Origin of the sequence: Acetoanaerobium noterae, assembly GCF_900168025.1 — a bacterium.
Classification (GTDB): domain Bacteria; phylum Bacillota; class Clostridia; order Peptostreptococcales; family Filifactoraceae; genus Acetoanaerobium; species Acetoanaerobium noterae.
The window spans coordinates 193189-208815 of record NZ_FUYN01000006.1 but is presented as its reverse complement, the minus strand read 5'-3'; the positions used below and the strand labels follow the sequence as shown (position 1 = coordinate 208815).

The following is a 15627-nucleotide window of genomic DNA, read 5'->3' as shown; positions in this document are numbered from 1 at the left end:
GTCTCAGTAAAAATTTACTGACTTGGTTGTTGTTCATAAATGGTGTGGTTTTTAATCGAAATTAAAAACTATTTATGGTTTACTATCCAGTTTTCAAAGTTCATCTATTAATTCGTATTTCCTCTTTCGAGGCTTTTCGTTTTGCCCTCTCGCTGAGGACATGTATTAATATATCATGCCCTCATTCTTTCGTCAACACTTTTTCTAAAAAAATTTTTAAATATGACAAATAATATTTTTTCCATTGCGTTTTGCAAGATACAATAGCTCATCAGCAGCTTTAAATCCGTTGTTAAAACTAGTATTCTTCGCTTCATTTAATAATCCTATGCTAACAGTAACAGGAGAGTCTTTAAAAAACCATTTTTTGTTTTCTATAGTTATTCTTATTTCCTCTAACAGTTTTTTTGAATCATATTGATCTGATTTCTTCAAAATAACTAAAAATTCTTCTCCCCCATATCTTCCAACATAACCTTTATCTCCAACTATGTCTTGAATTATAGAGGAAATATCTTTTATCACTATATCTCCAACTGAGTGACCATAAGTGTCATTAATATTTTTAAAATCATCTATATCAATTACGCTAAGAGATATATCTTTATCTATATTCTTCTGATATAGATTAATTATTTCAGTTCTATTAAATAATCCAGTCATATTATCTCTTATTGATCTTTCATATACTTCTTGGCTCAATCTATCAGCAACTTTATATTGTCTTACTATAATAATGACTGTGATGAGTAAAAATACTAAAAGAGCTGATATTGCAGAAATTATTTTGGTTTTTGTCTCTGATTGTCTTTTTATTTCTTTACTTTCTATTTCTCTTAGCTTTTGGTTTATGAGCTCTCCTCTTTCAACCTCTAGCTTAGTATTATTAGTTGTGTAAGCTTCATCTAGCAGTAATTCAGACGCACGCTTGAAATCTCCCATACTATAGTATGAATACGCTAAATCGTAATCCATATATCCTGAAAATTTGTTGTACATGTCTCCAAAATCAGCTAGCGCTATAGTTTTTTTAGATTCTTCTAACATATATGCAGCTTCTTTAAAAGCTCCTATTTTATTAAGCTCATAGCCACATCTGCTCATAGAAGAGTATTTAAGCTTCCAATTTTTATCCTTAAATGCATCTCCTAATTCAACAAATCTACTTACTTTATCTTGAGACTTGCTTAGAATTATTTCTATTAAATCTATCATAAATTTATTATTTTCTTTGAAATTTGGGAAAACCCAGTTTTCATCTAGGTGAGCTTCTTCAAAATAAGGCTGAGCTTTAGTAAAATTTTCTAAAGCTAAATCATAATCCTCATAAGAACTGTAAATAAGACCTGTAAACATATAATACATACCTTTTCCAAGAGGATAATTTTTACTTTGGGCAATTGAAAGCATTTTTTCAAAATTCTCTATCGCTTTTGTATCGTCATATAGCTCATAGTAAACACTTCCCAGATAATAGTAGCCAATCATCTGATTATAATAATCCTTAGAGTTTTGACCATATTCTACTAATTCTAATGCATGCAGTATCATAGAGCTAGTATCAGTAACTATGAACTCTAGCTCCAGTATTTTCCTAATTTTTATAGGGTCAATATTCTTATCTTCATCATATAAGTTTTCTTTTAAAATTTTATAGGCTTCACCAAATTTATATTCCTCTAGTAATTTATCTACTTCTTGTTCTTCATAAGCAAATATATTAGTAGTAAATAAAGGTAATATAACAACTAAAATTATGGTAAAATTTACTATATTTTTTAATACCTTTTTCATAAAACTCATCCTTTTTTCCTACGTCTTCATAAATTAATTTTACCATAATTTTACTTAATTATATATAAATTTTCACAAAAATAAACTCTAATACAACACTATACTGATATTTAAATAAGTATACTTTCTTTAATTTACAACAAAAAATCTGTAGCTAATAATATAAATAATATCGGCTACAGATGATTTATAATAAATAATTAAATTTTGATTTAATAGAGAGATTTTTCATAATCCTTTTTAAGCTTAGCTAATATTTTTTTCTCCATTCTCGAAACTGTCATCTGAGAAACACCTAAATCATTAGCTACATGCATTTGAGTTTTATTCTTAAAAAATCTATCTTTAATTATTTTTGTTTCAATTTCATTGAGTTTAGATAACGCATTTTCAATAAAATCCTTGTTTTCTATCATATTAAAGCTTTTATCGTCATCTCCAACTAAATCTAATAGTAAAATATCTTTGTCATCACCTTCATTATCATAGGAAAGGTCAAGTGATTTTGGTTTGTATACATGAGAAGCTTCAATAGCCTCTAGTACTTCTTCTTCCGTACAATCTAAATATTTAGCAATATCTTCAATTTTGGGAACTCTATGAAGTTCTTGTTGGAGATAGGATTTAGCTGTATTTACTTTTTTTGAAAGCTCTTGAATTCTTCTAGGAACTCTAATAGACCAACCTTTATCTCTAAAATATTTTTTTATTTCTCCGATAATTGTAGGCGTAGCAAAGCTTGAAAATTCAAAACCTTTACTTACATCGAAACGTTCAATGGCAAATATCAAACCAAGTGAAGCAACTTGATAGATATCTTCATATTCTATTCCCTTATTTAAAAACTTTTTGGACAGAATCTCCGCAATATATAAATGTCTTTTTACTAGCTCATTTCTCAATTCTATATCCTTGTTCTCGCTATATATGAGAAATAATTCTTTATCTGTAATATCCTTATATTTTGCTGAGCCTGCATATGGCTTTTGGGAAGACTTAGATGACTTTGCCTTTTTTTGAGCAATATCTCCCATTAATTACCATCTCCTAGGAATTTTATCATTTTAATTTCTGTCCCTTGGCCTACACTTGATTTTAATGTAACCTCATCCATCAAGCTCTTAATGATGAATATTCCCAAGCCTCCTTCTTCCTTTGGATCTTCTAAATCTGGCTCGTTTAAAGCGTCTGTATTATAACCTTTACCATTATCCTTAATTGATACAGTAATTTTTTCCTCAAAAATATCAAAGCATACGTTAAAATCTTGATTTAATCCATGCTTGATAGCATTTGTACAGGCTTCTGCAACAGCAACCTTAATATCTTCTATCTCTTCTATATTAAATCCCATGCGATTTGCTATAGCAGATACTGTAAGTCTTACAACCCCTACATATTCAGGCTTGCTAGGAAGCGCCATACTTATAGAGTCATATGTCTCACCATTTGTCACTCCAAAATCATTTGAGTTAATTTCAACCAATTCTATCCCTCCAACTTAAAAATTTTATCTAGTCCTGTTATATTAAAAATTTTCTTAACGTTTGGCTTAGTTTCTCTTATATATATATCCTTGTCTTTTTGCTTTAATCTCTTAAGTGCACCTATCAAGACTCCTAGCCCTGTGGAATCTATGTATTCTAAATCAGATGCGTCTATATATACATCGCCTGTTTCTTCAGAAAGATAGATTTTTTGAAGTTCTTCTTTAAAGTTGTTTGAGGTATAGATATCTATTTCTCCACCTAGCTTTAAATTCCATATTTTCTTTTCTGCGTCAAAGCTGCTATTAATTACTACAGACATGCTTAATCCCTCCTGCTATCTTTGTTTTTTCCCAGACTAGAAATAATTTTTGCACTAGAAACAAGGCCTACTATCTTAGTAGCACTTCCTACTATAGTATCTACGCTTGTGGTAATACCAGCCACGCTTCCTATAATCTGTCCTATTTCGCTTAAATTATCATCAACTAAAAGTTCTACCTTCTTAACAGTATTATCTACATTTTTAATTGTAAATGCAAGATTTATGCATACTATTAAAAATCCAAGACCTATCATAACTATACCTAATTCCCAAATCCTGAATTCCATTTTAGTTCCTCCCTCTTAATTAGTTTCTTTATTTATGTCTAAATTTATATCAACTGGAGGCTCTTCTTTATAAGTGAAATCCTTAGAAATTATTATTTCTTCTTCTGGTCTTTCTATATCCTCATCATGACGAAAATTAGAAATCCAGCTGCATATATCTTCTTTTACTCCTTGTGAATCCGTTAATATATCCATAGTTTTTTCAAACAAGTTTTCTCTGAGCTCAACGCCTTTTTTCGGGGCAAATAATAAACCTGCTGCAGCTCCTAGTATACCTCCAAGTAAAAACATCCCCGCTTTACTTTGTTTTGACATATACTTATCCTCCTTTTATTTAACTATTATTTAATCAATATACAAAATATCTCAGATTAGAGCAAACTTTTTTATTTATACCCCATATAGCCCAGGTTCTAAACATGTTTTATTATTATTTACTGTAAATTTTTATTCTAAATTTTACTCTTTAATAAATTTTACTATATCATCAGTAGTTTTTACAGCTTGAATATAAATATCTGGTATATTTCTTAAAATTTTCAAGGATTTTATATCCTTATCAATTTCCTCCCAGTTACCCATCTCGTAATCTATTACTAATTTATATATTGGAAAAAGCTCGCTTTTTGAATCTAGCTTTATAGCCATTTGTACTTCATCAGATATGCGAAGCTGAGAAAATATAGTATCTAGAGGTTTTTGAAGAAGTACATCAATCATAGAAAACAAACCTACCAAGGCTAACTCATGTTTCTTTGACTTGTATGAAGATTTTTCTGCTAAAAGCTCCGCAAATTTAGACCTCAAAATAGAAAGCCTAAGAACCTCTGTAGGTTTTCCAAATGAAAGTTCTCCTATTAAAACAAGAGAAGCCCATTTTCTAAGCTCAGATATACCCATTAGACTTACGGCATGAGGAATAGAATTCACCTTTGAAGATAGTGAATAGGAATTTACTATTTTAAGTAGCTTATAGCTCATATCCAAATCACTTTCAATAATAGATGCAATGATTTTGTAATTTGGCTCTTCTTTATTTATTTCATTTGTAAGCTTAATATAGCTAATTTCAAGACTTTCAATTTTTTTACCCTGAACCATAATGGGTTTACTGAAAAAATATCCTTGAAAATAATCATAGCCTAAACTTACAGCATTGTTAAACTCATCTACATTCTCAATTTTTTCTGCTAAAAATTTTTTATTCCCATTAGAATATTTTTTGATAATTTTTTTTATATCTTCTCTTGAAGATAACATGAAATCAACTTTTATGATATCTACTATTTCAATAATTTCTTTATATGGATAATCTATAGTAAAATCGTCTAAGGCAAGGGTATAACCACTGTTTTTTAATTCCTTTAGTTTAGTCATAAAATTTTTATCAGGAATAACATCCTCTAATATCTCAACTACTATCTTACTTTTATCTAAGAGCAAGGGAACTTCATTTTTTATAAGAACCTTATCAAAATTTATAAAAGCTCTTTTGTCTTCCAATAACATCTCTATTCCAAAATTAAAATAGCTATTTGACAGGAGTATTGAAGTTGCCTTTGTAGCACCTATCTCCGAATTAAAAAAATTTGCTGCACTATCTCTATACAAAAGCTCATAGGCTACTACTGCCTTGTTTCTATCAAAAATAGGCTGCCTAGCAACAAATACATCCATGGTTCCCCTCCGGTAATGTTATTATTATAAAACTATATACCTAGTAATATTTACCCTTATTTTAACTTTATATTAACAGTAAATAAAGTTTTTTAAAACAGTTTCAAATTTAAAATCATATTTTTTATATAACAATAAAAACTCTAAAATTAATGCATTTAAGGAAAATTTCCGTATATTGACAAAAAAAAGCTAGAGCAATCGATATATTGACAAAAAAAAGCTAGAGCAATCGATAATGCTCTAGCTTTTTTTATTTTTATACACCAACATTCTAGGACTAATTAGCAATTTTTATTGCTATAATTGGCATAGTTTTTTATTTAAATATTTTCATCTTCTTTTGGTACTACTATTCTAGCTAAGGCTACTACTAGAGAATTTTCGTCAGTTCTCATAACCTTAACACCACTAGTTACTCTAGATAGTACGCTTATTTGGCTTACTGACATACGAATCAATGAGCCATCTGAATTTATTATCATGATTTCTTCATCGTCATACACGGCTTTTGCTCCAACTAGAATTCCTGTTTTTTCAGAAATTTTATAAGTCTTAACACCTTTTCCACCTCTAGTTTGAAGTCTATAGTCTTTTGTATTAGTTCTTTTTCCATAGCCTTTTTCAGATATTACAAGTAATTGTTTGTTTGGATCTACTAATTCCATAGCTACTACTTCATCATCAGCAGCTAATTTCATAGCTCGAACTCCCATAGCTGCTCTTCCCATATCTCTTACTTGCTTTTCATCAAAGGATATAGCCATACCTTTTTTTGTAACTATAATGAAGTCTTGCTCACCATCTGTTATTTTAACATTGATAAGCTCGTCATCTTCTCTAAGAGATATAGCAATAAGACCGTTTCTGGTGCTTTTTCTAAATTCAGATATCTGAGTTTTCTTTATTACACCTTTTTTGGTACACATAACTAAATAGTTTTCGGCTGGAACATCTCTTACAGAAATAAATGATGTTACTTTTTCATTTTTCTCAAGAGGTATCAGATTCACTATATTTGTACCCTTTGCTATTCTTCCTGATTGAGGAATTTCATAAGCGTTTAGTCTGTATATTCTTCCTCTGTTAGTTAAAAATAGTATTAAAGAGTGATTTGTAGTCAAAAGTAATTTCTCTACAAAGTCATCATCTCTTGTAGTCATAGATGTTATACCTTTTCCACCTCTTCTTTGAGCTTTATAAGTATCCATAGGTATACGCTTAATATAGCCATAATGAGTAAAGGTAACTGTTACCTCTTCATCTGGTATAGTATCTAGTATATTAATTTCATCTTCCGCCTCAGTGATTTCGGTTCTTCTTCTATCACCGTGCTTTTCTCTGATTTTAAGCATCTCATCTTTGATAATTCCAAGCAGTATGCTTTGATCTTGAAGTATAGATTCATAATAAGCTATATTTTTCATAAGCTCAGCAAATTCTTCTTCAATTTTACCACGCTCTAAGCCTGTAAGTCTTTGAAGTCTCATATCGAGTATAGCTTGAGATTGGATGTCTGTTAGACCAAATTCTTCTGTCAACTTTTCTTTAGCTATACTTCCATTGTCAGAACCTCTTATTATTTTGATTACTCTATCTATATTGTCAAGAGCAATAATAAGTCCTTCTAGTACATGGGCTCTTTCTTTAGCTTTTCTAAGGTCATACTCAGTTCTTCTTCTAACTACATTTTTTTGATGATTTAAGTAATGAACTAGCATATCTCTTATATTTAGTACCTTAGGCTCGCCATTTACAAGTGATAGCATGATAATAGAAAACACATCTTGAAGCTGAGAATGTTTGTATAGGTTGTTTAAAACAATATTAGGGTTTACATCACGTCTTACCTCTATTACTATTCTTATACCATCTCTATTACTTTCATCTCTTAAGTCAGTTATGCCTTCTATACGCTTATCTTTAACTAAATCAGCTATTTTTTCAATCATTCTAGCTTTATTTACTTGGTAAGGAATTTCAGTTACTATTATTTGACTTTTGCCGTTAGGAAGTTCTTCTATATCGGCTTTTGATCTAACTGTTACCTTACCTCTTCCAGTCATATAAGCATCTCTTATTGAGCCTTTGCCCATAATAGTTGCTCCTGTTGGGAAGTCTGGTCCTTTAATATGCTTCATTATGTCTTCTACAGTTGCTTCATCATTGTCAATCAGCTCTACTACTGCATCTATTACCTCTCTAAGATTGTGAGGAGGAATAGATGTAGCCATACCTACTGCTATACCATTTGAACCATTTACAAGTAAATTTGGGTATCTAGCAGGAAGCACTGATGGCTCTTTCAATCTCTCATCGTAGTTAGGAACAAAATCCACTGTTTCCTTATCTATGTCTCTTAATAGCTCTAAAGTAAGCTTTTGCATTTTTGCCTCAGTATAACGCATTGCAGCTGCTGAGTCTCCATCTATAGAACCAAAGTTACCATGTCCATTTACAAGAGGATATCTAGTTGAAAAATCCTGAGCTAGCTTTACCATTGCATCATAAACAGCAGTATCACCGTGAGGGTGGTACTTACCTAGTACGTCTCCGACAACAGTAGCGGACTTTCTATAAGCTTTTTCAGGAACAAGTCCTAAATCGTTCATAGCAAAAAGTATTCTTCTATGAACTGGCTTTAGACCATCTCTAACATCTGGAAGAGCTCTTCCTACAATTACACTCATAGCATAATCTATGTAGGATTTTCGCATTTCGTCTTCTATTTCAATATCTACAATTTTATCTATCATTTCATTTTTTTCTTCACTCATCGTCTATCCTCCTATACGTCTAGATTCTTAACATATTTAGCATTTTCTTGGATAAAGTTTCTTCTAGGCTCAACCTTATCTCCCATAAGCATGCTAAATATATCATCAGCCATAGATGCATCCTCTATAGTAACTTTAAGAAGAGTTCGTGTAGCAGGATTCATAGTTGTATCCCAAAGCTGCTCAGCGTTCATCTCTCCAAGACCTTTGTATCTTTGAAGCTCGACTTGATTACTTCTTCCAATTTCCTCAAGTCTTTCATTTAATTCTTTGTCACTATATACATATTCTTCTCTTCTGCCTTTTTTTATTCTAAATAAAGGTGGCTGAGCTATATATACATAGCCTTTTTCAATAAGAGGTCTCATATATCTGAAGAAGAAAGTAAGAATAAGAGTTCTAATGTGAGCACCGTCTACGTCGGCATCCGTCATTATAACTATTTTGTGATATCTAAGTTTCTCTTCATCAAACTCATTGCTTATACCACAGCCAAAAGCTGTAATCATATTACGTATTTCATCTGAGCCAAGTATTCTATCTAATCTTGATTTCTCAACATTTAATATCTTACCTCTAAGAGGAAGTATGGCTTGAGTTTTTCTGTCTCTTCCCTGCTTTGCAGAGCCTCCCGCAGAGTCTCCCTCTACTAGATATATTTCAGACTTTACAGGGTCTTTTTCTGCACAGTCAGCTAGCTTTCCAGGAAGAGAGGTACTTTCTAGCACACTTTTTCTTCTAGTAAGCTCTCTAGCTTTCTTAGCTGCTTCCCTTGCTCTTTGAGCACGAAGAGCTTTATCTATAATGATACGAGCACTGGCTGGATTTTCATCCAAAAACGCCGTAATATTATCTCCTGAAATTGTCTCTACTGCAGATCTAGCTTGAGGATTACCAAGCTTTGTCTTAGTCTGTCCTTCATATTGAGGATCAGGTAGTTTTATTGAAACTACAGCAGTAAGACCTTCTCTTATATCCTCACCCATAAGGTTATCTTCTTTAGATTTTAAGAAATTGCTCTTTTTTGCATAGTCATTAATTACACGAGTAAGAGCTGTTTTAAAACCTGTAAGGTGCATACCACCTTCATGAGTATTTATATTATTAGCAAAAGAATATACATTCTCTACATATGCATCAGTGTACTGCATTGCAATTTCAACAGTATAGTCGCCTTGCTTTTTTTCAAAATAAATTACATCATCGTGAATAGGTGACTTATTTTTATTTATATATCTTACAAACTCAACTAATCCACCTGTGTAATGAAACTCCTTAATTTTTTGAAGGTCTTCTCTTTTATCTTCCAGTGTTATATGGATGCCTTTATTTAAAAATGCAAGCTCACGAAGTCTATGCTCTAAGGTGTCGTATTTATATTGAGTCTCTTCAAATACTGCATCATCAGGCATAAATCTAACACAGGTACCTCTTTCAGTAGTCTCTCCTACTATCTCAAGCTCTGTCTGAGGAACTCCATAAGCAAATTCTTGCCTGTATATTTTTCCATTCATTTTTACTTCTACAATAAGCTCTTTAGATAGAGCGTTTACAACAGATACCCCAACTCCGTGAAGGCCTCCTGATACCTTATAGCCTCCAGCACCGAATTTTCCTCCTGCATGAAGTACTGTAAGTACAGTTTCTACTGTACTTTTTCCAGTCTTAGGATGGATTTCTACTGGTATACCTCTTCCGTTATCTTTAACTGTAATACCATTATCAGGGTCAATAGATACGTATATCTTGTCGCAGTGACCTGCAAGAGCCTCATCTATAGCATTGTCTACTACTTCATAAACCAAGTGATGTAGCCCTCTTGAACCAGTAGAACCTATGTACATACCAGGTCTCTTTCTTACAGGATCCAGACCTTCAAGCACCTGTATCTGCTCGGCACCATAGGCGTGATTTACTTTGTTTTCATTTGTTTCCATACTAACCTCCTAAAGCAAACTTACCTTCGCATTTTCAATGAGATAGGTTTTTACTTCTTTATTAAAATCAATAGCTTCAGTTGTCGTTACAAAAGTTTGAATCTCACTTAAGCTATCTATAAGCATTTTTTGACGTGATATATCAAGTTCACTAAATATATCATCGAGAAGTACCACAGGATATTCATTTTTTTCTTCGAAAATCAGCTGAATCTCAGAAAGCTTTAAAGATATTGCAGCGCTTCTTTTTTGACCTTGAGAGCCAAAGTTTCTAAGGTCCATATCTCCTAAATATATCCCTATATCATCCTTATGGGGTCCTGAAGTAGTAGTTCTTCTTCTCATATCTTCAGCTCTGCTTGTTTTAAATTTATTGAAAATATATGAGCTGTCAAAATCTATTTCACTACTTGCAGTTATATTAGGTAAATACTTTATATTTAATTTTTCTTTACCTGAAGAAATTCTATAGTGATTGGCACTTGCTATAGGCGTGATATTATCTATAAATTCTTTCCTATAAGCCATTATCTTTTGAGATACTATAGCTAGCTGTTCATCATATACATCCAGCAAATTTTCATCTATCTTAGTATTTTTGAGAAGATTGTTTCTTTGAACCAAAATCTTTTGATACTTATGAATAAGTGAATAGTAATTTGGACGAAGCTGGGATATTTCTCTATCCATAAAGCCTCTTCTTTCTTTTGGTCCTTCTCTTACAAGTTTTAAATCCTCAGGAGAAAAAATTACTATATTAATTATTCCAAGTAGGTCAGTTAATTTTTCTATAGGAATAGAATTAATCTTAACTGCTTTTTTTATATCCTTACCTAGCTTAATCTCTATTTTATAATTTCTGCCCATAGCTGTAACCTCAGAGCTTATGTAGGTATTTAGGGCATCGAACATCATCATTTCTTTATCTTTGTTAGTTCTAAATGATCTTCCTAGAGAAAGCATATATATGGCTTCTATCAAATTAGTTTTTCCTTGTCCGTTTTTACCTATAATAAGATTGAGATTTTCGGAAAAATTTGCTTCCGCTTTGGAATAATTTCTAAAATTAGATAAAGTGATGTTGTTAATAAGCATAATTGACCTCTTTTATATAACTTTATAGCTTCTATTTTCTACACTAACTATATCTCCAGGCCTAATTTTTTTTCCACGCTGAACTTCTACTACCCCGTTTAATTTCACTTCTGAGGCAAGTATCATTACTTTAGCTTCTCCACCACTAGCAGCTTCATTAACTAGCTTTAAAAATTGATCTAGCTTTATATACTCAGTGTATAATTTAATCTCTTTCATTACAATTCCTCCTTTTAAAGCCATCTTAATATTATAACACAACTATAGTAATCTTATAAGTATATTAACAATAAAAAAAATCCAGGTATTAATCTGGATTTTTCATATGCTTTAGCCTAATTTTAGGACTAGATTCTCACAGGAAGAAGCAGATAGGTATAGCTGTCATCATCATAAGGCTTTAATATACACGGACTTACATTAGTATTTAACTCCAAGCTTATATATTCTTCATCTATAGTTTTTAAAGCATCCATAAAATATTTAGCATTAAAAGCTATCTCCAAATTACTGCCTTCAAGCTCAATAAATATATTTTCTTCCAAATTTCCAATTTCATCGTTTTTTGAAGAAATCTTTAAATTATCATCAGATATGTCTATCTTTATAAGATTGTTCTTAGCAACTAAGCAAGCTCTATCTAGAGCGTAAAGAAAATCTTTAGTATGAATTTTAAGCTTAGTGCTGAATTCCTTTGGAATTATTTGGGAATAATTTATAAATTCTCCTTCAAGCAATCTCGTAGTTAGAATTGTTTCGCCTATTATAAATGATGCATGCTTTTCATCAAAGCCCAGCTTTATTTTATCCACACTAGGTGGAATCATACGACTTATATCCACAAGTGTTTTGCCTGGTACTATGATTTTTGAATCAGTTACAAAATTATCGTCTTTTATATATTTTATAGCAAGTCTAAATCCATCTATAGCAACCATATTAATACTGTTATTTTTAAACTCAATCAGCTCTCCCATAAGAAGAGGCTTAGTTTCGTCTAGAGATACAGCAAATGAAGTTTTTCTAACCATTTCTTTAAAAATATCACTTGAAATCTCTTTATAGTAGTTTTCTTCTATAGAAACAGGAATAGGGAAATCTTCTCCACTAAAGCCTTTGATATTAAATTCTAAAGAAGTTGAGCTTATTTTTACTATGTGAGTCTCGTCTACATCTAAGCAAACATCTGATGAAGGAAGCTTTCTTACTATATCAGAAATAATCTTTGCATCGATTACTACCTTTCCTTCTCTTTGAATATCAGCATCTATAACTGTCTGAACTCCTATTTCAAGATTGTTAGAAGTAAGCATAAGCTTTCCTTCATAGGTTTCAAACAAAATACCCTTTAATATCTCTATGGTATTTTTATTAGATACGCCTTTTAAGGTCATGTTTATTGCACTTTGCAATTCGTTTTGATTCACTGTTATTTTCACGATATGCCTCCTATAAATATATATAATTAATTACAAAAAATATAGTAGTAATAGTAATAGGGAGTGTTAATTTGTGGATAAGTGCATACACTTTAATATTAAAAGTAGCTACAAAAATGTATAACCCTGTGGATAAGTTTCAATAAAGAAAGGAATAACTTGAATAAACAAATTACTCCTTTATCAGCTTTTTGGAACTAATTTTTCAGGTCAGTTATTATTCTATTAATTTTATTTTTTATATCTTCATCTTTTTCTATATCTGAAGCTACCTTGTCACATGCGTGAATTACGGTTGTGTGATCTCTTCCACCAAATTCTTCACCTATTTTAGGAAGAGACATATCAGTAAGCTCTCTACACAGATACATAGCTATCTGTCTAGGATATGCAATGGCTCTAGTTCTTTTCTTAGACTGGAAATCTTCCATTTTCACAGAAAATATTTGAGCTACCTTTTCTTTAATAACCGAGGAATTAAGCTCATTATTTGCAGAGGATTGAAAAATATCCTTAAGTGCTTCACAAGCAAGCTCATAGGTTATTTCTTCCTTAGTAAGATCAGAATATGCTATTACTCTAACAAGTGCTCCTTCTAATTCTCTTATGTTTGATTTTATATTTTTAGCTATATGAACCATTACCTCATTAGGAATATCTCTATTTTCAACTTGGGCTTTTTTTCTAAGTATAGCTATTCTAGTTTCAAAATCAGGTGGCTGAATATCAGCGATAAGACCCATCTCAAATCTAGATCTAAGCCTATCCTCAAGAGTAGGAATCTCTTTTGGAGTTCTATCACTTGAAATTATAATTTGTTTATTTGCATCATGAAGAGCATTAAAGGTATGGAAAAATTCCTCCTGAGTACGCTCCTTACCAGCTATGAACTGGATATCATCTACTAAAATAACATCCACATTTCTATATTTATTTCTAAAGGCTTCATTTTTATCGTCCTTAATAGAGTTTATTAGCTCATTAGTAAAGGTCTCAGATGATAAATAAAGAATTTTTGAATTCTTATTATTACTCACTATATAATGTCCTATAGCATGCATAAGGTGAGTTTTACCTAGTCCCACTCCTCCATATATAAAGAGAGGATTGTAGGCTTTAGCGGGAGATTCAGCTACTGCAACGCAGGCAGCATGAGCAAATCTATTGCTGTTTCCTATAACAAAGGTATCAAATGTATATTTTGGATTAAGACTGTAAGAGCGAATATCTTTTCCATTATCAGAGTCAGAATCTGAATACATATCTGTAATTTCTTCTAAATCCAATATGATTTGAATTTCATATGAAGTAGAGCTTACATCTTTCGCTATATTATGTAGGTTGTTGAGATGATTGTTTTCAATTACTTCTTTAATAAAGTAATTAGGTGCTAAAAGAATAAGCTTGTTTTTTCTGACAGTTACAGGCTCAATACTTGAAAAAAATGACTCATAGAATTGTTTTGTTATATGAGTCTTGTATACATTTAAAATCTTTTCCCATAAAGAAGCAGCATCCATAAAAAAGTTCCTCCAAAGTAATCAACAAATTAATCCACAGCTAGCAATTTAATTATAATATAAAATCTGCTGTGGAAAAAAATCTTATTAATAATTGTATAACAAAAAATCTCAGTGGATAAAAAAAAATAATTATTAAATACACAAATAATAAACATCTTGTGGATAAAATAATATACATGGTAAAATAATAATAATTTCTATGCTTTGATGAATATTTTATAAAATAATTTTAAAACTTATTCACAATTTAATCCACAACCTGTGTATAAGTTTATAATTCTTCAAAAAGTTATCAACAAGTAAAACTAATATAACAAAAGCAGCTAAAAACTTCAATAGAAATACCTAAATTTATCCACAGGTTTTTTTGACAGTTTTGACTTATACACATTGAATAGTCTTATATACTTACAAAATTTCATTGACAAGTACATTAGAGAGAATTATAATATTTGTTATGATGTGCGTATTTTAGGGAAACCTCTACATAGATAGCGGTTTTATAAAATGTAGAAAGGGGTGTAATTATGAGTAAAAGAACTTACCAACCAAAGAAGAGACAAAGAAGTAAAGAGCACGGCTTCAGAAAAAGAATGAAAACTTCTACAGGAAGAAACGTACTTAGAAGAAGAAGAGCAAAAGGTAGAAAAAGATTGACTGCATAAGAGACTTAGGCCGCTTTATAAGGTGGCCTTTTTGTTTATTATGAATATATCTAGGTTAGTGGGGGCATTATGAATCATCTTAGACTTAGAAAAGATTCCGATTTTAAAAACATATATAGAAAAGGTAAGTCCCTTGCTACTAAAACCTTAGTTTTTTACTTTATAAAAAATGATTTGGGTTACACTAGGGTAGGCTATTCTATATCTAAAAAAGTAGGCAAGGCTGTAACTAGAAATAGAATTAGAAGATTAATAAAAGAAAATCTAAAAGATATCCCTGACTTAAAGGATGGATATGATATAATATTTATTGGAAGAATTCCAAGCTCAGAATCGAATTATAAAGAAATAGGTAAATCTGTTCGGTATTTATTTAGAAAATCAGGTGTATTATAAAATGAAAGATTTTATATCTAGAATATTAATTCTCATTATAAGATTTTATCAAAAGTTTATTTCTCCACTAAAGGGACCCACCTGTAGATTTTATCCGACATGTTCAGCTTATTCTATAGAAGCAATTAAAAAATATGGACCTATAAAAGGTAGCTATTTATCATTAAGAAGAATATTAAAGTGTCATCCTTTCCATGAAGGTGGATATGACCCTTTGAAGTAATA

At 31.0% G+C, this 15627-nt stretch carries 16 protein-coding genes; 3 read left to right on the top strand and 13 right to left on the bottom strand.

Annotation, left to right across the window (positions count from 1 at the left end):
- Positions 1-216: 216 nt before the first annotated feature.
- From B5X47_RS11795 to dnaA, 13 genes are all read right to left on the bottom strand, one after another.
- Positions 217-1794, bottom strand: a complete 1578-nt coding sequence (locus B5X47_RS11795) for a tetratricopeptide repeat-containing diguanylate cyclase (RefSeq protein WP_159446477.1) — start codon at positions 1792-1794, stop codon at positions 217-219.
- Positions 1795-2006: 212 nt separating this feature from the next.
- Positions 2007-2828 (bottom strand): SigB/SigF/SigG family RNA polymerase sigma factor, encoded by an 822-nt coding sequence (locus B5X47_RS11790; RefSeq protein WP_242951048.1) that lies wholly within the window; start codon positions 2826-2828, stop codon positions 2007-2009.
- Positions 2828-3217: an ATP-binding protein gene (locus B5X47_RS11785; protein WP_049779830.1), complete on the bottom strand. Its 390-nt coding sequence runs from the start codon at positions 3215-3217 to the stop codon at positions 2828-2830. Before B5X47_RS11785 ends, B5X47_RS11790 begins: the two co-directional genes overlap by 1 nt.
- A gap of 65 nt (positions 3218-3282) precedes the next feature.
- The gene (locus tag B5X47_RS11780; protein ID WP_079590325.1) at positions 3283-3603 is read right to left on the bottom strand and encodes an STAS domain-containing protein; all 321 of its coding nucleotides are present in this window, start codon (positions 3601-3603) and stop codon (positions 3283-3285) included.
- A 2-nt stretch (positions 3604-3605) separates the two neighbouring features.
- Positions 3606-3893, bottom strand: coding sequence for a hypothetical protein (locus B5X47_RS11775; RefSeq protein WP_013360234.1), 288 nt, complete (start codon positions 3891-3893; stop codon positions 3606-3608).
- 15 nt (positions 3894-3908) lie between these two features.
- The gene (locus B5X47_RS11770) at positions 3909-4208 is read right to left on the bottom strand and encodes a YtxH domain-containing protein (protein WP_079590324.1); all 300 of its coding nucleotides are present in this window, start codon (positions 4206-4208) and stop codon (positions 3909-3911) included.
- A 144-nt stretch (positions 4209-4352) separates the two neighbouring features.
- Positions 4353-5570, bottom strand: a complete 1218-nt coding sequence (locus tag B5X47_RS11765; protein ID WP_079590323.1) for an EAL and HDOD domain-containing protein — start codon at positions 5568-5570, stop codon at positions 4353-4355.
- Positions 5571-5893: 323 nt separating this feature from the next.
- Entirely contained in the window at positions 5894-8347 is a 2454-nt protein-coding gene (gyrA, locus tag B5X47_RS11760) for a DNA gyrase subunit A (RefSeq protein ID WP_079590322.1), read from the bottom strand.
- Between the two features lie 11 nt (positions 8348-8358).
- Entirely contained in the window at positions 8359-10284 is a 1926-nt protein-coding gene (gene gyrB / locus B5X47_RS11755; protein ID WP_079590321.1) for a DNA topoisomerase (ATP-hydrolyzing) subunit B, read from the bottom strand.
- A 9-nt stretch (positions 10285-10293) separates the two neighbouring features.
- Positions 10294-11379 carry a DNA replication/repair protein RecF gene (recF, locus tag B5X47_RS11750; protein WP_079590320.1) on the bottom strand — a complete coding sequence of 362 codons (1086 nt, stop codon included), beginning with the start codon at positions 11377-11379 and terminating at the stop codon, positions 10294-10296.
- Between the two features lie 12 nt (positions 11380-11391).
- Entirely contained in the window at positions 11392-11598 is a 207-nt protein-coding gene (locus tag B5X47_RS11745) for an RNA-binding S4 domain-containing protein (protein ID WP_079590319.1), read from the bottom strand.
- A 128-nt stretch (positions 11599-11726) separates the two neighbouring features.
- Positions 11727-12818 (bottom strand): DNA polymerase III subunit beta, encoded by a 1092-nt coding sequence (dnaN, locus tag B5X47_RS11740; RefSeq protein WP_013360227.1) that lies wholly within the window; start codon positions 12816-12818, stop codon positions 11727-11729.
- A gap of 197 nt (positions 12819-13015) precedes the next feature.
- Positions 13016-14338, bottom strand: a complete 1323-nt coding sequence (gene dnaA, locus B5X47_RS11735; RefSeq protein WP_079590318.1) for a chromosomal replication initiator protein DnaA — start codon at positions 14336-14338, stop codon at positions 13016-13018.
- A gap of 530 nt (positions 14339-14868) precedes the next feature.
- On the opposite strand from dnaA, the gene rpmH reads away from it, so the two are divergent.
- From rpmH to yidD, 3 genes are all read left to right on the top strand, one after another.
- Positions 14869-15006, top strand: coding sequence for a 50S ribosomal protein L34 (gene rpmH, locus B5X47_RS11730; protein WP_013362796.1), 138 nt, complete (start codon positions 14869-14871; stop codon positions 15004-15006).
- Positions 15007-15075: 69 nt separating this feature from the next.
- Positions 15076-15402, top strand: a complete 327-nt coding sequence (gene rnpA, locus B5X47_RS11725; RefSeq protein WP_079590317.1) for a ribonuclease P protein component — start codon at positions 15076-15078, stop codon at positions 15400-15402.
- A 1-nt stretch (position 15403) separates the two neighbouring features.
- Complete coding sequence (gene yidD, locus B5X47_RS11720) at positions 15404-15625, top strand: membrane protein insertion efficiency factor YidD (RefSeq protein WP_013362794.1); 222 nt, start codon at positions 15404-15406, stop codon at positions 15623-15625.
- Positions 15626-15627: the final 2 nt, after the last annotated feature.

Bases quoted from the DNA above. Each gene is read 5' to 3' on its own strand.
- B5X47_RS11795 (WP_159446477.1), bottom strand. From the start codon at position 1,794: ATGAAAAAGGTATTAAAAAATATAGTAAATTTTACCATAATTTTAGTT.
- B5X47_RS11790 (WP_242951048.1), bottom strand. From the start codon at position 2,828: ATGGGAGATATTGCTCAAAAAAAGGCAAAGTCATCTAAGTCTTCCCAA.
- B5X47_RS11785 (WP_049779830.1), bottom strand. From the start codon at position 3,217: ATGGCGCTTCCTAGCAAGCCTGAATATGTAGGGGTTGTAAGACTTACA.
- B5X47_RS11780 (WP_079590325.1), bottom strand. From the start codon at position 3,603: ATGTCTGTAGTAATTAATAGCAGCTTTGACGCAGAAAAGAAAATATGG.
- B5X47_RS11775 (WP_013360234.1), bottom strand. From the start codon at position 3,893: ATGGAATTCAGGATTTGGGAATTAGGTATAGTTATGATAGGTCTTGGA.
- B5X47_RS11770 (WP_079590324.1), bottom strand. From the start codon at position 4,208: ATGTCAAAACAAAGTAAAGCGGGGATGTTTTTACTTGGAGGTATACTA.
- B5X47_RS11765 (WP_079590323.1), bottom strand. From the start codon at position 5,570: ATGGATGTATTTGTTGCTAGGCAGCCTATTTTTGATAGAAACAAGGCA.
- gyrA (WP_079590322.1), bottom strand. From the start codon at position 8,347: ATGAGTGAAGAAAAAAATGAAATGATAGATAAAATTGTAGATATTGAA.
- gyrB (WP_079590321.1), bottom strand. From the start codon at position 10,284: ATGGAAACAAATGAAAACAAAGTAAATCACGCCTATGGTGCCGAGCAG.
- recF (WP_079590320.1), bottom strand. From the start codon at position 11,379: ATGCTTATTAACAACATCACTTTATCTAATTTTAGAAATTATTCCAAA.
- B5X47_RS11745 (WP_079590319.1), bottom strand. From the start codon at position 11,598: ATGAAAGAGATTAAATTATACACTGAGTATATAAAGCTAGATCAATTT.
- dnaA (WP_079590318.1), bottom strand. From the start codon at position 14,338: ATGGATGCTGCTTCTTTATGGGAAAAGATTTTAAATGTATACAAGACT.
- rpmH (WP_013362796.1), top strand. From the start codon at position 14,869: ATGAGTAAAAGAACTTACCAACCAAAGAAGAGACAAAGAAGTAAAGAG.
- rnpA (WP_079590317.1), top strand. From the start codon at position 15,076: ATGAATCATCTTAGACTTAGAAAAGATTCCGATTTTAAAAACATATAT.
- yidD (WP_013362794.1), top strand. From the start codon at position 15,404: ATGAAAGATTTTATATCTAGAATATTAATTCTCATTATAAGATTTTAT.